This window comes from Pseudomonas sp. PLB05 (assembly GCF_021106615.1).
GTDB lineage: Bacteria > Pseudomonadota > Gammaproteobacteria > Pseudomonadales > Pseudomonadaceae > Chryseomonas > Chryseomonas benzopyrenica.
Window position 1 is genome coordinate 150,465 of the sequence record NZ_JAJOHO010000001.1, and the last position, 20,431, is coordinate 170,895.

19 protein-coding genes are annotated in these 20,431 nt (G+C 66.8%); 7 read left to right on the plus strand and 12 right to left on the minus strand.

The window, feature by feature from the left end; genetic code table 11:
• Positions 1 to 239 precede the first annotated feature (239 nt).
• Complete coding sequence (gene pdxY / locus LRS53_RS00715) at positions 240 to 1,133, minus strand: pyridoxal kinase PdxY (protein WP_231354595.1); 894 nt, start codon at positions 1,131 to 1,133, stop codon at positions 240 to 242.
• 196 nt (positions 1,134 to 1,329) lie between these two features.
• On the opposite strand from pdxY, the gene LRS53_RS00720 reads away from it, so the two are divergent.
• A complete protein-coding gene (locus tag LRS53_RS00720) occupies positions 1,330 to 1,767 on the plus strand; it encodes a DUF4345 family protein (protein ID WP_160923307.1) in 438 nt (145 codons plus the stop codon).
• Here LRS53_RS00720 and LRS53_RS00725 read toward each other — a convergent pair whose 3' ends face one another.
• Positions 1,768 to 2,697 carry a LysR family transcriptional regulator gene (locus LRS53_RS00725; RefSeq protein ID WP_231354596.1) on the minus strand — a complete coding sequence of 310 codons (930 nt, stop codon included), beginning with the start codon at positions 2,695 to 2,697 and terminating at the stop codon, positions 1,768 to 1,770.
• Positions 2,698 to 2,817: 120 nt separating this feature from the next.
• Here LRS53_RS00725 and fpr point away from each other — a divergent pair, with 120 nt between their 5' ends.
• Positions 2,818 to 3,597, plus strand: a complete 780-nt coding sequence (fpr, locus tag LRS53_RS00730) for a ferredoxin-NADP reductase (protein WP_007160677.1) — start codon at positions 2,818 to 2,820, stop codon at positions 3,595 to 3,597.
• Positions 3,598 to 3,734: 137 nt separating this feature from the next.
• On the plus strand, positions 3,735 to 4,421 hold the full coding sequence (locus LRS53_RS00735; protein ID WP_231354597.1) for a dihydrofolate reductase family protein: 687 nt from the start codon (positions 3,735 to 3,737) through the stop codon (positions 4,419 to 4,421).
• Here the strand turns inward: LRS53_RS00735 and LRS53_RS00740 are convergent.
• From LRS53_RS00740 to LRS53_RS00765, 6 genes are all read right to left on the minus strand, one after another.
• A complete protein-coding gene (locus LRS53_RS00740; RefSeq protein ID WP_231354598.1) occupies positions 4,418 to 6,643 on the minus strand; it encodes a putative bifunctional diguanylate cyclase/phosphodiesterase in 2,226 nt (741 codons plus the stop codon). The genes LRS53_RS00735 and LRS53_RS00740 overlap by 4 nt on opposite strands.
• Positions 6,644 to 6,994: 351 nt before the next feature.
• Positions 6,995 to 8,371, minus strand: a complete 1,377-nt coding sequence (gene ppnN / locus LRS53_RS00745; protein WP_231354600.1) for a nucleotide 5'-monophosphate nucleosidase PpnN — start codon at positions 8,369 to 8,371, stop codon at positions 6,995 to 6,997.
• 119 nt (positions 8,372 to 8,490) lie between these two features.
• Positions 8,491 to 9,186: a tRNA (N6-threonylcarbamoyladenosine(37)-N6)-methyltransferase TrmO gene (gene tsaA, locus LRS53_RS00750; protein WP_231354601.1), complete on the minus strand. Its 696-nt coding sequence runs from the start codon at positions 9,184 to 9,186 to the stop codon at positions 8,491 to 8,493.
• A gap of 31 nt (positions 9,187 to 9,217) precedes the next feature.
• Entirely contained in the window at positions 9,218 to 9,490 is a 273-nt protein-coding gene (locus LRS53_RS00755) for a hypothetical protein (protein WP_231354604.1), read from the minus strand.
• Positions 9,491 to 9,559: 69 nt separating this feature from the next.
• On the minus strand, positions 9,560 to 10,186 hold the full coding sequence (locus LRS53_RS00760) for a CatB-related O-acetyltransferase (protein WP_064309382.1): 627 nt from the start codon (positions 10,184 to 10,186) through the stop codon (positions 9,560 to 9,562).
• 54 nt (positions 10,187 to 10,240) lie between these two features.
• Entirely contained in the window at positions 10,241 to 10,990 is a 750-nt protein-coding gene (locus tag LRS53_RS00765; RefSeq protein ID WP_017638625.1) for a haloacid dehalogenase type II, read from the minus strand.
• Between the two features lie 99 nt (positions 10,991 to 11,089).
• Between LRS53_RS00765 and LRS53_RS00770 the strand changes: the two genes are divergently transcribed.
• Complete coding sequence (locus LRS53_RS00770; protein ID WP_231354607.1) at positions 11,090 to 11,677, plus strand: HAD family hydrolase; 588 nt, start codon at positions 11,090 to 11,092, stop codon at positions 11,675 to 11,677.
• 92 nt (positions 11,678 to 11,769) lie between these two features.
• Positions 11,770 to 13,959: an ATP-binding protein gene (locus LRS53_RS00775; RefSeq protein WP_231354612.1), complete on the plus strand. Its 2,190-nt coding sequence runs from the start codon at positions 11,770 to 11,772 to the stop codon at positions 13,957 to 13,959.
• A gap of 3 nt (positions 13,960 to 13,962) precedes the next feature.
• Here LRS53_RS00775 and LRS53_RS00780 read toward each other — a convergent pair whose 3' ends face one another.
• From LRS53_RS00780 to LRS53_RS00795, 4 genes are all read right to left on the minus strand, one after another.
• Positions 13,963 to 14,985: an alpha/beta hydrolase gene (locus tag LRS53_RS00780; RefSeq protein ID WP_231354613.1), complete on the minus strand. Its 1,023-nt coding sequence runs from the start codon at positions 14,983 to 14,985 to the stop codon at positions 13,963 to 13,965.
• Between the two features lie 18 nt (positions 14,986 to 15,003).
• The gene (gene ypfJ / locus LRS53_RS00785; protein WP_017638621.1) at positions 15,004 to 15,864 is read right to left on the minus strand and encodes a KPN_02809 family neutral zinc metallopeptidase; all 861 of its coding nucleotides are present in this window, start codon (positions 15,862 to 15,864) and stop codon (positions 15,004 to 15,006) included.
• 118 nt (positions 15,865 to 15,982) lie between these two features.
• The gene (locus tag LRS53_RS00790) at positions 15,983 to 17,050 is read right to left on the minus strand and encodes an NAD(P)-dependent alcohol dehydrogenase (RefSeq protein ID WP_231354614.1); all 1,068 of its coding nucleotides are present in this window, start codon (positions 17,048 to 17,050) and stop codon (positions 15,983 to 15,985) included.
• Positions 17,051 to 17,224: 174 nt separating this feature from the next.
• Positions 17,225 to 18,223, minus strand: coding sequence for a LysR family transcriptional regulator (locus LRS53_RS00795; RefSeq protein ID WP_231354615.1), 999 nt, complete (start codon positions 18,221 to 18,223; stop codon positions 17,225 to 17,227).
• 165 nt (positions 18,224 to 18,388) lie between these two features.
• Between LRS53_RS00795 and LRS53_RS00800 the strand changes: the two genes are divergently transcribed.
• Positions 18,389 to 19,453, plus strand: coding sequence for an SDR family oxidoreductase (locus tag LRS53_RS00800; protein ID WP_173149498.1), 1,065 nt, complete (start codon positions 18,389 to 18,391; stop codon positions 19,451 to 19,453).
• Positions 19,454 to 19,554: 101 nt separating this feature from the next.
• Complete coding sequence (locus tag LRS53_RS00805; RefSeq protein ID WP_231354616.1) at positions 19,555 to 20,325, plus strand: sulfite exporter TauE/SafE family protein; 771 nt, start codon at positions 19,555 to 19,557, stop codon at positions 20,323 to 20,325.
• Positions 20,326 to 20,431: the final 106 nt, after the last annotated feature.

Below are 20,431 nucleotides of genomic sequence, written 5' to 3' on the forward strand. Positions count from 1 at the left end.
ACCGTTGGGCTTCGCTGATGCTCAACCCAACCTACGCAAGCCGCTGTGCCTCGAACCCTGGCCCAACAGGCAGACTTGAACGTGGCACCGTTGGGCTTCGCTGACGCTCAACCCAACCTACGCGAGCCGCAGTGCCTCGAACCCTGGCGCGTAGGTTGGGCTGAGACGGCTCCTCCGTCGAAGCCCAACAGAGCGCTGCAAACGTGGCACCGTTGGGCTTCGCTGACGCTCAACCCAACCTACGCGAGCCGCTGTGCCTCGAACAACTCGCCTGGTCGCACGATTTGCTCGCGGGCGGCGATTAGCGGCAGGTCGCGACTGCCGGGAGCGGTGCGGGCGACCAGGGCGTAGAGAGCGCTGACCGCATGGGACGCCGCGGCGGGCGTGGACTGGCCGTTCAGCAACTGGCCGAGCAGCACCGCCGAGAAGACATCGCCCATGCCATTGGGCAGCGGTTGCAGGTCCAGGTAGGGCGTTTGTACCAGCCAGGCATCCGCGGCCTCCACCACCAGGGTGCTGAGGACGTCGGCGGGCAGGTCCGGGGTGCGCAGGCTGGTGATGACGATGGTCGCCGGCCCTGGTTGGCCCGGGCGCCCCAGCAGCAGGCGGGCGGCGCTCACGGCGTCGACGATATCCGCCAGCGGCTGCCCGTGCAGCAATTCGAATTCGTACTGGTTGGGGGTGATCAGGCTGGCCTGTTCGATGGCGCGGCGGCGCAGGAAGTCGGGAATGCCGGGACGCACGAAGATGCCGCGACCGACATCGCCCATCACCGGATCGCAGAGGTAGTGCAGATCGCTGCGCTGGCGACGGATCTCCTGGACCACGCCAAGGATCACCTCGCCGATGGCGGCGTCGCCCAGGTAGCCGGAGAGCACCGCTACGCAGCGCTCCAGCACGCCGCGGGCGCGCAGGCCGTCGAGCACGTCGTGGATGTGTTCGGGCGGAAAGACCTGGCCCTTGAATTCGCCGTAGCCGGTGTGATTGGAGAACTGCACCGTGTTGACCACCACCGGCTGCAGGCCGAGCAGTTGCAGCGGCAGAGTGGCGGCGGCGTTGCCGACGTGGCCATAGGCGACATGGGACTGGATGGACAGCACCAGCGGCGGCTGGGCGGGCAGGGTGGCGGGCATGGCGGTCACCTGGGCAGCGGGCTCGCGATCCGAGCCGAAAACGAAAGGTCTTTGCAGCTTACCCCAGCCCTTCCGGCGAACCCTAACCCGGCTGCGGCGGTCTGCATCGGCAGCGGATCGCTACCTGCGCCAGCTCGTTTGGCTGGCTACACTGGAGCGGCTGTCATCCACCTCTGGCCCCAAGGAGAAACGGGGAATGTCCGAGCTTCGCTTCGCACGTCTGGTGTTGGGTCTGCAGGCCCTGGTCTGGTTTGGACTCGCCCTGGCGCACTGGTTCTATCCCTACGAGATGGCCAATGCCCGCGGCATGGTGCTGATGGATTCGGCGTCGGTGGCCGAGGCGCGGGTCTGGTATGGCGGCATGCAGTTCGCCCTGGCGCTGTTCGCCGTGCTGGCCTTTCGCCGGGCGGAATGGCTGTCGGCCGGCCTGCTGCTGGTGGCCTTCGTGCAGCTGACGCTGTTCGTGGTGCGGCTGATCAGCGGCGTGCTGGGCGAGTCGGCCACCGCCGAGCTGGATCTCTATTCCCAGGGCTATCGCCTGATCATCGGCATCCTGGCCCTGTTGGCGCTGCGCGCCCACCGCCGCCACGAGCAGCGGGAGCTGGAGAATCGCCGGATCTACCAAGGCCAGTGATCAGTAGGATCGGGGCCGCGTGGTGTCGATCTGATCGCTGCGGCTAAGGCCCTGAGTGAGCTGGCGGCAGAGGTCGAGGAATTCGACCATGGCCCCGGTCTGGTACTTCTGCTTGTGCCAGATGAAACAGAACTGGCGACGCAGATCCAGGGTCGGGGTGGCGATGGGCACCAGGGTGCCGCGGGCGAAGGCGTCGCGTAGCGCCAGCCGCGACAGGCAGCCGATGCCCAGCCCCGACTCCACCGCCCGCAGGATGGCCTCGGTGTGCTCCAGCTCCAGGCGCACGTCCAGCGGCTGGGCGTGATGCCGCATGGCCTGGTCGAAGGTCAGGCGGGTGCCGGAGCCCTGTTCGCGGAGGATCCAGGCCTGGGCTTCCAGCTCGGCCTGGGTGGCCTGCTTTCCTGCCAGGACGTGCCCAGGCGCGCAGAACACCACCAGTTCGTCTTCGATCCAGGGCTGCACCTCCAGGTCCGGATGCTGGCAATCGCCTTCGATCAGACCGAGGTCGATGTCATGGTTGGCGATACGCTGCACCACGCTGGCGGTGTTGTGGACGTGCAGCCGCACCCGGCAATCGGGATGGCGCTGCATGAAGTCGCCCAGCAGCAGGGTGGCCAGGTAGTTGCCGATGGTGAGGGTCGCGCCGACCTCCAGGGAGCCGAAGCCGGTCTTGCCGCGCAACAGGTTTTCCACCTCGGCGCTGCGGTCCAGCAGGGCCACCGCCTTGGGCAGCAATTGACGACCCAGGGCGTTGAGCGTCAAACGCTTGCCGGCGCGGTCGAACACCCGGCAGTCGAATTGCCGTTCCAGTTCGCCCAGGGCGGTACTGGTGGCCGACTGCGACAGACTGAGCGCCTCGGCCGCGCGGGAAACGCTTTCCTGGCGGGCCACGGCGACGAAGACCTCGAGTTGACGCAACGTGAATCTCATATCTGCCTTTTGGATAACCTATATTCGAATTATTCATTTCACGGATATTTTCCCCCTCTATAAACTGTCGCGCAATTTCTATCCAGCCCCGGGCTGTACCGATTTTTCCTGGAGTCATCGATGAGCAACCTGTACACCGAGCGCGTCCTGAGCGTTCATCACTGGAACGACACCCTGTTCAGCTTCAAGACCACCCGCAACGCGGGCCTGCGTTTCGAGAACGGTCAGTTCGTGATGATCGGCCTGGAGACCGAGGGCGGTCGCCCGCTGATGCGCGCCTACAGCATCGCCAGCCCCAACTACGAAGAGCACCTGGAGTTCTTCAGCATCAAGGTGCCGGACGGCCCCCTGACCTCGCGCCTGCAGCACCTCAAGGAAGGCGACAACCTGATGGTCAGTCGCAAGCCCACGGGCACCCTGATCCTCAGTGACCTCAAGCCCGCCAAGCACCTCTATCTGCTGAGCACCGGCACCGGCATGGCGCCCTTCCTGAGCACCATCCAGGATCCGGAGACCTACGAGCGCTTCGAGAAGGTGATCCTGGTCCACGGCGTGCGCTACGTGAACGAGCTGGCCTACGCCGACTTCATCACCAAGACCCTGCCGGAGCACGAATTCATCGGCGACCTGGTCCGCGAGAAGCTGATCTACTACCCCCTGGTCACCCGCGAAGAATTCCGCAACCAGGGTCGTCAGACCGACCTGATGCGCAGCGGCAAGCTGTTCGCGGACATCGGCCTGCCGCCGATCAATCCCCAGGACGACCGCGCGATGATCTGCGGCAGCCCGAGCATGCTGGACGAGACCAGCGCCGTGCTGAACGAATTCGGCCTGACCATCTCGCCGCGCATGGGCGATCCGGGCGACTACCTGATCGAGCGCGCCTTCGTCGAGAAGTAACGCGACCCGGCTCCACGAAGACCCGCCCTCCGGCGGGTTTTTCGTTTCCGCGGCCCGGTGGGCTGAACTCCTCCGGCGCCGGGCCGGTCGGTTTCTGCAGGGCGTGTCATGGCGACACGCCATTGCCGGGAGCCCCCATGAAGCCCTATGTGATCTGCCATATGATGTCGTCGGTCGACGGTCACGCCCTCACCGACGGCTGGGACCGTACCGTCAAGAAACAGGCCGATGCGACCTACGAGCGCCTGGCCGAGCGCTTCGACTTCGACGCCTGGGCCTGTGGCCGGGTGACCATGGAAGAGATCGCCCACGGCGAGGGTTATCCCACCGGCGTCGCCCAGGCGCCCATCCCGCGCACCCACCATTTCGCCCAGCGCGACGCCGCCAAATACGCCATCGCCATCGATCCCCAGGGCAAGGTGGCCTGGAAGAAGAACGAGGCGCTGGATTCCCATGTGGTGGCAGTGCTTACCGAAGGGGTCAGCGACGACTACCTGGCCCACCTGCAGAACATCGGCGCCTCCTATGTCTTCGGCGGCAAGCAGGAACTGGACCTGGCCGCGGTGCTGGAACTGCTGAACGCCGAGCTGGGCATCGAGCGACTGGTGGTGGAAGGCGGTCCCCATGTCAGCGGCTCCTTTGTCGCCGCCGGGCTGGTGGACGAGATCAGCGTGCTGATCATTCCGCTGGTGGACGGTCGCGGCGCCCATCCGGCGTCCTTCGAGATCGCCGAGCAGGCCTGGCAGCAGCCGCTCTACCTCACGCTGGATTCGGCCGTAGCCCAGGACGACGGCAGCGTCTGGCTGCGCTATCGGCGCGGCTAGCCGAGCGCCTTGGCCAGGGCCAGGGCATCGGCGTCCGCTTCGGCCTGGGCCTGCAGTGGACAGACTCCGCTGGCATAGCGGGCGATCACCTCGGGCACCTGGGCCAGGGGGACCGGTCGGCTGATGTGATAGCCCTGGATGAAGTCGCAGCCCAGGTCGCAGAGCAGGCGCAGCTGCTCCAGGTGCTCGACGCCCTCGGCGGTGACCTTGAGCTTGAGCGGCCGGGCCATGCCGATGATGGCCTGGACGATCTGGTGGTCGGCATTGCCCTCGGCCAACCCGGTGACGAAGGAGCGGTCGATCTTCACGGTGTCGATCGGCAGGCGCTTGAGATAGGCCAGCGACGAATAGCCGGTGCCGAAGTCGTCGATGGACACCGTCACGCCCAAGTCGCGGATGCGCTGCAGCAATTCGGCGGTAGGCTGCACGTTCTTGACCAGGGCATTCTCGGTCACCTCCAGTTCCAGGCGCCGCGGCGACAGCCGATGGTCGTCCAGCCGCCAGGCGATCTGTCCGGGCAGGGCGTCATTGCTCAGGCTCAAGGCCGAGCAGTTGACCGCTAGACGCAACTCCGTGAGACCGGCGGAGGTCAGCTCGGCGAGGTCCTGGCAGGCACGTCTGAGCACCCAGGCGTCCAGGTCCTCGATGAACCCATTGGCCTCGGCCACGCCGAGAAAGCAGTTCGGTGCCAGCATGCCGAGGCGGGGGTGATCCCAGCGGATCAGGGCTTCGGCCTTGTCCAGCTGGCCGCTGGCGACATCGAGGATCGGCTGATAGTAGAGCTGCAGCCCGCGTTCCTCGACCAGGGCCTCGCGCAGTTCGGCCTCCAGCTCCAGTTGCAGCGAGATCTTCTCACGCAGGGTCTCGTCGAAGAAGCTGTAGGTGTTGCGGCCATTGCCCTTGGACAGATAGAGCGCAAGATCCGCGCTCTTGAGCAGTTCCTCGCAGCAGCCGCCGTCGCGGGGATAGAGACTGATGCCGATGCTGGTGGTCATGACCAGGGTGCGGCTGCCGATGGTGACGGGGTTGCGCAGGCGTTCCAGAATGCGCTGGGCCAGCTGCCGGGCCTCTTCGGGCCCGGCGAGGCTGGCCAGGATGCAGAATTCGTCACCGCCGAAGCGCGCCACCAGATCGCCTTCGCGCACCGCATCGCGAATGATCTTGGCCATGGCCACCAGCAGCTGGTCACCGGCATCGTGGCCAAGGCTGTCGTTGATGCGCTTGAAGTGATCGATGTCGAGAAACATCACTCCCAGGTTGCGCCCCTGCTGGGCGTGGCGTTCGAGGATCTCGGCGAAGGCCTGGTTGAAGGCGCGGCGATTGTGCAGATCGGTGAGGGGGTCGTAGTGCGCCGCCTGCTGCAGTGAGGCGCGGGCCTCGTCGAGCTGGCCGACCAGGGAGTTGACCCGCTCCAGGTCGTTTTCCTTACGTTGCAGCTGGCGATCCGCCCAGGCCGCGCCCAGGCCGCCCACCCCCAGCAACAGGGCGATGATGGCGATGCCCACCCCCAGCTGCCAGGAATTGCTGGCGCCTTGCAGGATGCTTTCGGTCTGGGTCGGTGCGATCAGCACCATGGACCACATGCCGGTGAAGTGCATGGCGGCGATGGCCAGTCCCATCACCAGGGCGGTGGCCATGCGCAGCCAGCGATAGATGCCGGTGTAGTGGCGACGGAAGATCTGGATCAGTTGCAGCGCGGCGAAGCTGGCCCCTACGGCGATGCCGATCGACAGCAGGAAGGGCAGTGGTCGATAGAGCACCACAGCCTCGGTATGCACCGCCGCCATGCCGGTGTAGTGCATGAGCACGATGCCCACGCTCAGCACGATACCGGCCTTGAGGCGCTGCCCAAGGGTGAGGTCGGGCTGGCTGAGGGCGGGCATGGCCATGAGTCCGGCCAGTACCACGATCAGCAGCGAGGCGATGGTGATGAAGAGGTCGTAGTGCACCCGGGTGGGCACGGTGAAGGCGAGCATGGCGATGAAGTGCATGCCCCAGACGCCGAAGCCGAAGCTCAGGGCGCCCATCAGACTCCAGGCCCGCCGCCGCGCCAGGGTGCGGGTCTGGCCGATGCGCTCGGCGAATACCAGGGTCACGTAGCAGGCACTGACCGCGACCAGATAGGCGAGGGCGACCAGCCAGCCGTCGTACTGACCGTGGAGGTGGATCTGGGTGTGGTCGAGAGGAGCGACGAGAAAGTCGAGTCCCAGCCAGTTGTTCATTCCATGGCCTCGGCAGGAAGTCTGGCGCGGCTGGAGGAAGACGGCCCGACGGGTTCTCCGTCCGGGTAGATTTCACCACGGCAACCCGCGCTCTGAGGTTAGCTTGCCTTGCCCTATCGGCGTGGTGAAGAGGGGCTTGAGGCCAGTGTCATGCAGTTAGCGCGCGAGGTTTTTTTGGAGCGACAAAGTCACTCCGTCACCCGGCAGAGAAAGGTCAGCAAAGCGCTCTAGATAGCTAGCTAGCGAATTTTTGATATCACCTAGCCAGCATGATGACCGTTCGTCGAACAGGACGCTGACGAACGGTCATGGAAGCTGGAAACCGGCCGAAAAAGGCCCGCGTGAAAGGATTCAGCTGACCACGCGATAGCAGGGCTCGTAGGCCGCGCCACCGGGTAGCTTCATGCGGTGCTGCTCGACGAAGGCCTGCAGCAGCCGATCCAGCGGCCGCATGATGTCGGGATCGCCATGGATCTCGTAGGGCCCGCGCTCCTCGATCAACTGGATGCCCTTGGCCTTGACGTTGCCGGCGACGATGCCGGAAAAGGCGCGGCGCAGGTTGGCGGCCAGTTCATGGGGTGGCACGGCATGGGTCAGCTGCAGGGCGGCCATGTTCTCGTGGGTGGGATCGAAGGGCCGCTGGAAGCCTTCTTCGATGCGCAGCAGCCAGTTGAAGTGGAAGGCATCGTGGCGGTCGCGGCGGAATTGCTTGACCGCCTTGAGGCCCTGGGCCATCAGCCGGGCCACCTCGACCGGATCGTTGACCACGATCTGGTAGTGGCGTTGTGCGGCTTCGCCCAGGGTCGCGCCGATGAAGGCGTGCAGTTGCTCCAGATAGGGCGCGGCGCTCTGCGGTCCGGTGAGCACTACCGGGAAGGGAATGTCCCTGTTGTCCGGATGCATGAGAATGCCCAGCAGATAGAGGAATTCCTCTGCCGTGCCGGCGCCGCCCGGGAAGATGATGATGCCGTGGCCGACGCGGACGAAGGCTTCCAGGCGCTTCTCGATGTCGGGCAGGATCACCAGTTCGTTGACGATGGGATTGGGTGCCTCGGCGGCGATGATGCCCGGCTCGGTGAGGCCCAGGTAGCGACCGCCCTGGAGGCGCTGCTTGGCGTGGGCGATGGTGGCGCCCTTCATCGGGCCCTTCATCACGCCCGGGCCGCAGCCGGTGCAGATGTCCAGGTTGCGCAGGCCGAGTTCGTGGCCGACCTTCTTGGTGTACTTGTATTCCTCGGTGCTGATGGAGTGACCGCCCCAGCAGACCACCATCTTCGGCTCCACGCCGGCGCGTAGGGTGCGGGCATTGCGCAGCAGGTGGAAGACGTAATCGGTGATGCCCTCGGAGCTCTCCAGATCGATGCGCAGGCTGCTCTGCTCGCTCTCGGTGTAGACGATGTCACGCAGGGCGCTGAACAGCATCTCGCGGGTACTGGCAATCATCTCGCCGTCGACGAAGGCATCGGCCGGGGCGTTGACCAGTTCCAGGCGCACGCCGCGGTCCTGCTGGTGGATGCGGATCTCGAAGTCCTGGTAGGCCTCGAGGATGGTCTTGGCGTTGTCGCTGTGGGCGCCGGTATTGAGGATGGCCAGGGCGCACTGGCGAAAGAGCTGGTAGAGGTTGCCCGAGCCGGCGGCGCTGAGCTGCTGGACCTCGCGCTGGGAAAGGGTCTCCAGGCTGCCCTTGGGGCTGACCTGAGCGTTGATGACCTGTCTGCTTGGAGCCATAGATGCTTCCCTATCGGTGATACGGCCGAACGGCGGCCGTAGCCGGGTGCGGACCACTTCATGCGATCCGGCACTGTCATTGTTGGGGGCGCGGGCGCCGGAATGCAAACGGGGCCGTGTCAGACCGCGGCGGTGACGTTCAGCACCTGGATGGAGGTCGCGGTTGGATAGTGCCAGTGCACCTCCACATCCCACAGCCGCACCCCGTAGCGCCGCTCGGGCGTCGGCGTCTGGTAGGCCGGGCGTGGATCCTGGGCCAGGCACTGCTCGATCAGTTCGGCCAGGGGCTCGCCCAGGCGCTGGCCATGAGCCTCGGCCTGGACCCGCGCCGCGTCCGCCCAACTGACCGCGAGGGCCAGCGGGGGCGCCTCCGCGATGGCGTTGAGGGCGCCCGGGGGGCTGTCGGCATAGGGCACATAGGGCTTGATGTCCAGTACCGGGGTGCCGTCGAGCAGATCGATCCCCGAGAGCAGCAGCCGTCCCGGTTCCAGGCCGTCGAGGCGCACCACCGACTGGCCGATGCCATTGGGTCTGTGGGTGGCGCGGGTGGCGAAGACGCCCAGATAGCGATTGCCACCCAGCCGTGGTGGCCGCACCCGCAGCCGCGGCTGGCTTTCCAGGGCCTGGTGGAACAGGAACAGCAGCCAGACATGGCTGACGCCTTCCAGGCCCGCGACCGCTTCGGGCCGGTCGAAGGGCGGCAGCAGTTCCAGCACGCCACGGGCGGCCGGGGCCAGCGCGGGTTGCCGGGGAATGGCGAATTTCTCCTTGAAGCAGGAGCGGACGTGGCCGATGGGGGTGACGCTGTACTGCATGGGCGGGGGCCGTCTGACGCAGGGCCGGTCATTATGCCCTGCCCGAGGCCTCCGCGACCGCAGCAGCCGGCGCTTCGCTGGCGTTGCGGCGCACCCCGCGCAGATTCATCGCCGCCAGGCCCAGCTGCAGCACGATCAGAGCATAGGCCTCGGCCTGCAGGCCCCAGGCGATCCACAGGCCGTTGCTGAGCAGGAAGACCCAGAAGCCCAGGTTGCGCCGGCCCTGACGCTGAGAGGCTACCAGCCAGGCGGCGAGCAGGGTGATGGCCATGGCCGGCCATTGCAACAGATCGAGCGCTTCCATGGAGAACCTTCAACGAAGTGACTAATGAAGGTGAACCCTGGGAGCGGTTCCGAGTTCCAGGCGACGGCTTCAGGGCGCCGGATGGCGCGCCCGCGCGTAGGCGATGAAGCCCTCGATATCGGCACTGCACAGGTGTTCGCCGGCAGCCAGGATCTCCGCTTCGGGCCAGTCCCACCAGGCGATGTCGAGCAGCGCCTGGCAGGTGGCTTCGGGAAAGCGCCAGCGGATGAAGCGCGCCGGATTGCCGCCCACCACCGCATAGGGCGGCACGTCACGGGTGACCACGGCACCGGCGGCGACCACGGCGCCATGGCCGATGGTGACGCCGGAGAGGATCAGCGCATCGGTGCAGATCCAGCAATCGCTGCCGATCACCACGTCGCCGCGGGTGCCGCCGTAGTCGGTGATGTGGGCCAGGTCGTCGACGAAGGCAGGGAAGGGATAGGTAGTCACCCAGTCCAGCCGGTGGAGGCCGCCGAGCAGGATCCTTACCCCCTCAGCGATGGAGGTGTAGCGTCCCAGGCGCAGGGTGGCGCCTTCCTTGAGATCGAACACCCTGGGCGCGCCGTAGGTGCCGGCACCGATCTCGTAGTCGGGCAGCTCGCGGCGCAGGCGCGCCGTGCGCTGGTGCAGGCGGGGCAGGGCGGCCAGCGCCTGGCGTTCACGTTTCTTGCGCAGCTTGTCGAGAAAACCCATGGCGGTGCCCTGGCGAAAGGTATCCGGCAGGATACCGAAGCGCCCGGGCCGCGCTCAATCGCCGGGCTCGGGCTCTGCCGGATCTCGCTCGATGGCCGCCATGCCCAACTGGTCGGCGAGGTCCTGCAGGTCGCTCGCTTCCAGATCCCAGCCGCCGCTGGACACCTCGCCACCCGCCGGACCCTTTTCCCGTGGGCGCTGGATGAAGGCGGTGGCCAGGCCCAGCTCCTTGGCCGCCTGCAGGTCGCCATTGTGGGCGGCGCAGAGCATCACCTGTTCCGGTTGCAGGTCGAGCAGGGCGCAGGCGCCAAGGTAGACCTCCGCGGCCGGTTTGTAGCGCTTGAAAAGATCGGCGCCGAACAGCATGTCCCAGGGCAGACCGGCGTGGCGGGCCATGTCCAGCAACAGGCTGACATTGCCATTGGACAGGGCGCAGACCGGATAACCCTGGCGCAGCCGCGTGAGACCCGGTACGGCATCGGGCCAGGGCGTCAGCTGGTGCCAGAGGCGATTGATCCAGGCCACCTCGGCGGTGGTCAGGCCGACCAGGCCGTGGCGTGGCAGCAATTCGTCCAACGCCAGACGATGGACCTCGTCGAGGGGCAACCAGGGCAGGCTGCGGGCGGCGATCTGCGGCAGGATGGCCTCATAGGCTTCGGCGCGCCAGGCATCGGCCAGCCGCTCCCAGTCGCCCTGGACGCCGTGCTTGGCGGACAGTCCTTGCAGACCGGTGACCAGACTGCCGCGCCAATCCACCACGGTGCCGAAGACATCGAAAAGTAGCGCCCGAACGGTCGTCGTCATGGGTAGACTCCTGCAGAAGGTTGTCTCCACCAGACGGATCACGGGTGACGGGGGTTCCCCCGGAGTGCCCGAAGGTCACCCTAGCCAAAGGATCTCTGCATGACGCTGCGCCACCTCAGCCACTGGGTGTTCGATATGGACGGCACCCTGACCCTGGCGGTACACGACTTCGCCGCCATTCGCCGGCACCTGGGCATTCCCGAGCAGGCCGACATCCTCCACCACCTGGCCGAGCTGCCCGCCACCGAGCGCGAGGCCAAGCACGCCTGGCTGTTCGAGCACGAGCGCGAACTGGCGGTGGCCGCCCGCCCGGCGCCGGGCGCGGCGGCGCTGGTGCGCGCGCTGCATGAGCGCGGCTGCCACCTGGGCATCCTCACCCGCAATGCTCGCGACCTGGCACTGCTGACCCTGGCTGCCATCGGCCTGGAGGACTGCTTCGATCCGGCTGCCGTACTGGGCCGCGACGAGGCGGCGCCCAAACCCGATCCGGGCGGTCTGCTGCGGCTGGCCGAGCGCTGGCGGGTGGCGCCCGCCAGTCTGGTGATGGTCGGTGATCACCGCTACGACCTGGAGTGTGGGCGGGCGGTGGGGTGTCGCACCTTGCAGGTCAATCAGCCCGGTGATCCCTGGCCCGCGGCGCGTGACCAGCGCTTCGAGACCTGTGCGGAGATCCTGGCGGCGCTCTGACGCTGGAAATTTGTCCGTTAGGCGTAAATAGTCTGTCGTTTGTCTGGGGGCTGGCTAAGATGCCGGCTTCGGATCCATGTCGGGCCAGCCCTATGAGCCTCCACGCCGCTTCCAGCGATCAGCCCTCTGCCAGCGATCTGCGCCAGTACGAGCGCCAGACGCTGGAAAGCCTTGCCACCGGGCTGCCTCTGACCAGCGTGCTGCACGCGCTGATGCAGCGGGTGGAGGCTCTGGCCCAGGTTCGCCTGCATGCCTGCATCCTGTTGCTCAGCGAGGACGGCCGCTATCTGCAGGACGGCATCGCGCCCAGTCTGCCGGAAGCCTACAGCCGCGATCTCGGTCGGCTGGAGATCGGCCCGCTGGCGGGCTCCTGTGGCACTGCTGCCTACCGGCGCGAAGCCGTCTATGTCGAGGACATTGCCTGCGATCCGCTATGGGCGGGCGCCCGTGACCTGGCGCTACGCTACGGCCTGCGGGCTTGCTGGTCGATGCCGCTGCTGGCCCTGGATGGCCGGCTGCTGGGCACCTTCGCCAACTATTTCCTCGAGCCACGGCACCCCCTGGCGGCCGAGCGCAACGCCTTCCGCCTGGTCACCGAGACCGCCGCCCTGGCCATCGAGCGCTATCAGGCGGATCTTCAGCTGCGCGAAAGCGAAGACCACTATCGCCATTTGGTGGAGCTCAATCCCCAGTACACCTGGACCTGCGATCCCAGCGGTCAGCACATGGTCTTTTCGCCGCGCTGGCAGCAGCTGACCGGCCAGCCGATGCTGGAAGCCGATAGCTTTTGGACGGTGGTGCATCCGGGCGATCGCCAGGCGACCCGGCAGGCCTGGGACGCGGCGCGCAGCGCCGGTCGGCCCTACGACCAGGAACACCGGGTACAGGTGGCGGATGGCAGCCATTGCTGGCTGCGCACCCGTGCCTATCCGCGGCGCGATGCGGCGGGCACCGTGATCCGCTGGTACGGCACCAGCGAAGACATCGATGACCGCCGCGAGGCCGAAGAGGCCCTGCGCCGCGAGCGCGCCACCCTGGAGGTTCAGGTCCAGGCGCGGACCGCCGAACTGGAGGAGAGCAATCGCCAGCTGCGCGAGGAGATGCAAAGTCGCGCCCAGGCCGAGGAGCTGCTGCGCCAGGCGCAGAAGATGGAAGCCGTGGGGCAGCTCACTGGCGGCATCGCCCACGATTTCAACAACTTGCTGGCCGGCATCCAGGCCAGCCTGGACCTCATGCGTCGCCGCCTGGCGCCGGAGGTCCTCGCCGGGGTCGGTAGTCTGCTCGACACCGCCACCCAGTCGGTGGGCCGAGGCGCCAGTCTCACCCATCGGCTGCTGGCCTTTTCCCGTCGCCAGACGCTCAATCCCCAGGCGGTCGACGTCGCCCGGCTGATCGGCGATTTCCAGGAGTTGCTGCTGCACAGCCTGGGGCCGCAGATCCGCTGCCAGCTCGAGCTGGACGCCGGGCTCTGGTCGGTCGACGCCGATCCCCACCAGCTGGAAAACGCCCTGCTCAATCTGGCCATCAACAGCCGCGATGCCATGCCGGCGGGGGGCACCCTGACCATAGGTGCGCGCAACTGGGTGCAGCCCGACGACGACGCGGCGCTGCCAGCGGGCGACTACCTGCTGATCGAAGTGGCTGACGACGGCGTGGGCATGGCGCCGGAGGTACTGGAGCGAGTCTTCGAGCCCTTCTTCACCACCAAGCCGGTGGGCCAGGGCTCGGGGTTGGGACTGTCCATGATCTATGGCTTCGTCCGCCAGTCCCGCGGCCAGGTGAGCGTGACCAGTGCGCCAGGACAGGGCTGCCGGGTGAGCCTGCTGCTACCGCGTCATCCGGCCACGCCGATCCGCGCGCCGCTTGCGCTCCCCAGCGCCACGACCGGCCGCGTGCTACCCAGCGTCCGGGTGCTGCTGGTGGAAGACGATGCGGTCATTCGCACGTTGCTGGTGCAGTTGTTCGTCGAACTGGGCTGGCGGTATCGTGACGCCGTCGATGCCGAAGCGGCGCTGGCAGCGCTGCGCGAAGGCGAAGGCTTCGACCTGTTGATCACCGATGTCGGGCTGCCGGGGCTTAACGGCCGCTTGCTGGCCAACGCGGCCCGTACCCTCAGACCGCATCTACCGATCCTCTTCATCACCGGTTATGCGGCGGGCAACGCGCCACCCGTGCCCCTGGTCGGCGAGCGGATGGCCGTGCTGGGCAAGCCCTTCACCCTGGAGGTCCTGGTCGACCGGGTACAGGAGCTGCTGGGCAAGCCCGAAACCCTGGAGGGTTGAGCGCTAGCCGCCAGCGCCGAACAGCGCCCGACGACCCTCGGGCGAGGTGAAAAGGGCATCGCCGTTGTGACCGACGCCCGGCACCTCCACCAGCTGCTGGCGCAGCTCCGGATGACGGCCCTGCAGGTAACGGTAGTAGTTCAGTCCGCGGGCCAGGCGATAGGGGCCCTGGGCCTCGGCGGCGCAGCCCTTGTCCAGCGCCGGATGGTTGGGGTCGGTGTCCTTGGCGCCCAGCAGATAGGTGACGTCGAGCCCCGCATAGTGCTGCTCCAGGCTGGCCGCCGAGCGTCCTTCGGCATAGGCCGGCAGGCCCTGCAAGCCGTATTTCCAGGTGTCGAAATCCGGGCAACTGGCCGCGCCGGCGAAGGGCACGGGTTGGCCCTGCGCATCCGGGCGACGGGCATCGAAATAGGCATAGGACGACGGATTGGCCACCACGTATCTCAGGCGGATGCCCGTGGCGGCGAGGGCGCGCTCGCCGTGGCCGAGCACGGCGTAGCGTTGCACCACCTGGCCACCGCCGGAATGGCCGGCGAGCACCACCTCCTGCAGATTGGGCAGGCGCTGGCGGTCCGCCAGGCGGGCGAGCAGGGCGTCGAACACGGCAAAGCTGCTCAGCGGCTGCGGACCCAGGGCGGGTTCGCCACCCATCCAGGCATTGCCCTGCCAGCGCAGCAGGTCGTCCGGCAGGCGATGCCGCTGGACGTCCTTTTCGTTGAGAAATTGCGGGGCGATCACCAGGGTGTCCGCCGCAGCGCCGGCCGCCGCGGTGGCCGTCTCGCCGGAACGGAAATAGGTCGCGGCATTGCGCAGGCGACCATGGACGATCACCAGCGCGCGGCGAATTTCCGGATGCGGCTGATTCCAGTCGGTGGATAGCTGCAACGCGGCCTGCGCCTGACCAAGCGGCAAGCGGCAAGCGGCAAGCGGCAAGCGGTCGCTGACGATACGGGCGACCCCCTCATGAGGCGCCGCCAGGGCGGAGCCCCAGGCCAAGGCCAGGCACAGCGCGAGCAGGCGACGCATGGGAGGCTCCCGGTGACGTTAGAGTGCCTTGGCGGCGAAGGTATCGCAGCTCTCCACCTTGCCACTGTCGAAGCCGGTACGGAACCACTTGACCCGCTGCGCGGAGCTGCCGTGGGTGAAGGAATCCGGTACCACGCGACCCTGGGACTGGCGTTGCAAGCGGTCATCGCCAATGGCGTTGGCGGCGTTCAGCGCCTTCTCCAGGTCACCCGGCTCCAGCCAGTTCAAACGCTTCTGGGCGTCGTTGGCCCAGACCCCGGCATAGCAGTCGGCCTGCAACTCCAACCGCACCGACAACCCGGTGGCGCCTTCGGTGGGGATACCGCGACGGCGCGCTGCTTCCATCTTGTTGGTGGTGCCGGTGAGGTTCTGCACGTGGTGGCCGACCTCGTGGGCGATGACGTAGGCGCGGGCGAAGTCGCCGTCGGCGCCGAAGCGCTGCTGCAGTTCCTGGAAGAAGGTCAGGTCCAGGTAGACCTTGCTGTCCACCGGGCAATAGAAGGGGCCGCTGGCCGCGGTGGCGCCACCGCAACCGGATTGCACCTGGCCGTTGAACAGCACCAGCTTGGGCGGCTGGTACTGCTCGCCATGGGCCTGGAAGATGCGCGTCCAGGTGTTTTCGGTCTCGCCCAGCACCACGCGGACGAAGTCCACCTGGCGATTGTCGGCCGGGGCGGTGGTCTCCTGCTGGCTGGGCGCGCTCTGGCCGCTGAGGCTGATCAGGTTGCCGAGGATCTGCGTCGGACTCTGGCCGCTGAGCAGGCCGAACACCACCACCAGGGCCACGCCACCCAGGCCCAGGCCGCCGCCGATCTTCATGCCGCGTCCGCCGCTGGCCTGTTGCACGTTGTCGCTACGTTGTCCCTTGTCCCACTGCATGGCGCTTGCCTCCTGATCTTTGCTATCGCTAAGACCGCAGGTCACAGCAAAAATGCGTTACCGGAAATGACAACGCCCGCGACGGGCGCGGGCGTTGTCAGCGGAGCGGAGCGCGGGATCAGGCCGCGGTCTGGCCCTGCTTGAGGCTTTGCATGTCGATCACGAAGCGATACTTCACATCGCTCTTGAGCATGCGCTCATAGGCGTCGTTGATGTCCTGGATGGCGATCTGCTCGATGTCCGAAACGATGCCGTGCTTGGCGCAGAAGTCCAGCATCTCCTGGGTCTCGCGGATGCCGCCAATGAGCGAGCCGGCCAGCTGGCGGCGCTTCATCACCAGGTTGAAGACGCTGGGCGCCGGGTGCGGCTCAGCGGGTACGCCGACCAGGGTCATGGTGCCGTCCCACTTGAGCAGGGTGAGGAAGGCGTCCAGGTTGTGCGGCGCGGCCACGGTGTTGAGGATGAAGTCGAAGCTGTTCGCGTGCGCGGCCATCTCGTCTTCGTTCTTCGACACCACCACCTCGTCGGCGCCCAGACGCAGGGCGTCGTCCTTCTTGTTGGCGCTGGTGGTGAAGAGCACCACGTGGGCACCCATGGCGTGGGCGATCTTCACGCCCATGTGGCCGAGGCCACCCAGACCGACGATGCCGACCTTCTTGCCCGGGCCGACCTTCCAGTGGGCCAGCGGCGAGTAGGTGGTGATGCCGGCGCAGAGCAGCGGCGCCACGGCGGCCAGGTTCTCGGTGTGGCTCACCTTGAGCACGAACTTCTCGTTGACCACGATGTGGTCGGAGTAGCCGCCCTGGGTGTTTTCGCTGCCGCCGTAGAGGTTGCCGTTGTAGGTGCCGGTGAAGCCGTTCTCGCAATAGGACTCTTCGCCGGCATCACAGGGGGCGCAGTGCTGGCAGCTGTCGACCATGCAGCCGACGCCGACGGTATCGCCGACCTTGAAGTTCTTCACATGGGCACCGACCGCGGTGACGGTACCGACGATCTCGTGGCCGGGCACGGACGGATAGAGAGTGTTGTTCCACTCGTTGCGTGCGGTGTGCAGGTCGGAATGGCAGACGCCGCAGAAGAGGATGTCGATCTGCACATCGTGGGCGCCGGGTTCACGCCGCTCGAAGGAGAAGGGCGCCAGGGGCTGGTCGGCGGACTGGGCAGCGTAGCCTTGGGCTTGGCTCATGAGATACCTCATCTAGATGGTGGAACTGCAGGGTGGAGCGGGGCGGCCAGGCGGGCCTGGCCAGCTAGCAAACCGTCGATCCTGCGCAGCCAGGCACGGCGGCACCAATCGATCGTCTCGATATCGGTCATGCCGCCCATCGATGGAACTCATGGGCGGGCAGGGCACGAGGTCTTACGACCGGGGTGCCGGAGCGGATGTTCCCGCCCTTGCCACGGCCCGCCGTCGACCGGTCGTGCCTAGCGGGACAGCCTGGGCGCCACGGTGGGTCAACAGGCGCGTGGCCAGGTGGTCGAGCAGCAGCCGGACCCGGGGCAGGGTCTCGCGACTGCGTGGCCATACCAGGTTGATCGGCGAGCCCTCGACGCCATGCTCGGGCAGCACATCGACCAGGGCGCCACTGGCCAGGTGCGTGGCGATCAGCCAGGTCGGCAACTGGGCGATGCCATGGCCGGCCAGGGCGGCCAGCACCTCGCCTTCGCCATCGCCCACCACCAGGCGTGGCTGGAAGATCCAGCGTTCGCTGTCGCCCGGCTGTTCGCCGCGCAACTGCCAGGGGCTGATCAGGCCGTCGGCCTGGCGAAAGCCGATGCACTGGTGCTCGACCAGGTCAGCCGGGGTCTGGGGTCGGCCATGCTGGGCGAGATAGGCCGGAGCGGCGCAAAAGACCTGTCGCTGGGTACCGAGGAAGCGATGCCCCAGGCTGGCTGGCCAGGCATCGGAGCCGCCGATGCGTACCAGGATGTCGATGCCCTCGTGGACCGGATCGACGAAGCGATCCGACAGCGACAGATCCGGTTGCAGCAGGGGATAGCGATGCAGCAGCTCCAGGATCAGCGGCAGTACGTGCAGGCGACCATAGGAGGCGGGCAGGTCGATGCGCACCCGGCCGTGGGGCTCGCCGTCCTGCGCGGTCAGCCCCAGCTCGGCCTGTTCCAGTTCGGCCAGCACCCCGGTGCAGGTGCGATAGAAGCTGGCGCCCGCCTCGGTCAGGCGCAGACGGCGGGTGGTGCGCTGGAACAGCCGCACGCCCAGTCGGCTTTCCAGCCGCGCCACGCTCTTGCCGACGGCCGAACCAGTGAGGTTGAGGCGCTCGCCGGCGGCGGTGAAGCTGCCGAGATCGGCCACGGTGACGAAGACGTCGAGGCCCTTGAGGCGTTCGGAGGAATACAAGGCTGGCTTGCTATTATGGAATGTGATTCCTATTGAATAGGAATTTATACCCAGGATACGCCGTTAATTCTCCAATAGGCTGGAATCAACCCTGAGACAAGGCACTCCCTTATCTACAGCGCCTGCACTGCCGCAGGCCCCTATCCTTCCCTATCTGGAGGTTTCATGCGCAAGGGCACCGCTCTTATCGTCGGCGTCACCGGCATTTCCGGCTACAACCTGGCCCATACCCTGGTGGCCTCGGGTTGGACCGTCTATGGTCTGGCCCGCAAACCCGTGGCCCAGGAAGGCGTCATCCCGGTCGCCGCCGACCTGCTCGACGCCGAGTCCACCCGCCAGGCCCTGGCCGGCCTGCCGATCAGCCACGTGTTCTTCTGCACCTGGACCCGCCGTGACACCGAGAAGGAAAACGTCGAGGCCAATGGCGCCATGATGAACAACCTCTGCCAGGCCCTGGCCGGCGCGCCGCTGCAGCACCTGGCGCTGGTCACCGGTACCAAGCATTACCTGGGCTCCTTCGAGGAATACGGCAGCGGCAAGGCCGAGACGCCCTTCCGCGAAAGCGAGCCGCGCCAGCCCGGTGCCAACTTCTACTACACCCTGGAAGACATCCTCTTCGCCGCCGCCGAACGGCATGGCTTCGGCTGGAGCGTGCACCGCTCCCACAGCATGATCGGCCAGGCCAAGGGCACCAACGCCATGAACATGGGCCTGACCCTGGCGGTCTACGCCTCCCTGTGCAAGGCCACCGGCCAACCCTTCGTCTTTCCCGGCTCCCGTACCCAGTGGGACAGCCTGACCGACGTTACCGACGCCGGCCTGCTGGCCGAGCAGCTGGAGTGGGCGGCCCTGGCGCCTGCGGCGCGCAACCAGGCCTTCAACACCGTCAATGGCGACGTCTTCCGCTGGCGCTGGCTGTGGAGCGAGATCGCTGCCTTCTTCGACCTGGAGCCGGCACCCTATCCCGAGCAGCCCATGCCGCTGGAAGCGCGGATGAAGGACACGGCCCCGGCGCAGTGGCGCAAGCTGGCCGAGGAACATGGCCTGGTGGAGGCCGATGTCGACAAGCTCGCCTCCTGGTGGCACAGCGACGCCGACCTTGGCCGTGAAATCGAGTGCCTCAACGACATGACCAAGAGCCGCGACCTGGGCTTCTTCGGCTATCGCGACACCCGGGCGAGCTTTCTCGACCTCTTCACCCGCCTCAGAGCTCAGCGCCTGATTCCCTGAGTCGCTCTGGATCGCCGGTTCCCGTGAACGCGGGCAGCCGGCGGTTTTCATAGGCCATTCCCGGGGCGCAGAATGCGCTTTCCTGTCGCAGGATGCGCCCCATGCTCGAAACCCTCGCTGCCCTCGTTCCCGCCTTCAGTCCGCTCGACTGGCTGTTCATCGAAGCCATCGTGGTCCTGGCCTATCTGATCTTCGGCGTGGCCGGTTTCGGCAGTGCCCTGGTCGCCGGTCCCTTGCTCACCAGCTGGATGCCGCTATCGCGCATCGTGCCCTTGCTGGTGATGCTGGATTTCCTCGCCTCCTTCCACAACTGGCTACCGGATCGCCGTGCCATCGCCGGGCGCGAACTCAAGCGATTGCTGCCCATGCTGCTGCTCGGCGCCGCCCTGGGCACCTATCTCTTGATGCGCACCGATGCCCGGTTGCTGATGCTCTGGCTGGGCCTCTTCGTGGTCGCCTATTCCACCTACAGCCTGCTCAGTCCCAAGGGCTTTCGCCAACTGGCGCCGGCCTGGTCGATCCCGGCGGGCGGCGTCGGGGGCCTGTGCGGCGCCCTGTTCGGCAGCGGCGGTTTTCTCTATGCGCTCTATCTCAATGGCCGCCTGCAGGACAAGAACGCCATCCGCGGCACCCAGAGCTTTCTCATCGGCTGCAGCGCTTCCATTCGCATCGTCCTGCTGCTGATCGCCGGTGCATACAGCGACGGCAGCCTGCTGCTCTTGGCGGTCTGCCTGCTGCCCGCCATGCTGCTTGGTGGCTGGATCGGTCGCCACCTGCAGCGGCGCCTGTCCCGCGAACGCTTCACCCGCCTGGTGACCTGGCTGGTGCTGGTCTCCGGCGTGACCCTGATCGGACGGTATCTGGCAGGGTAAGCAGGCTTATCGCGGCCATGCCGGTGCGCCGTAGCGACCGCTCCTACGGATGATCGGGCTTTTGTAGGAGCGGCCCATGGCCGCGATAGGCGTGGATGCCTTAAGT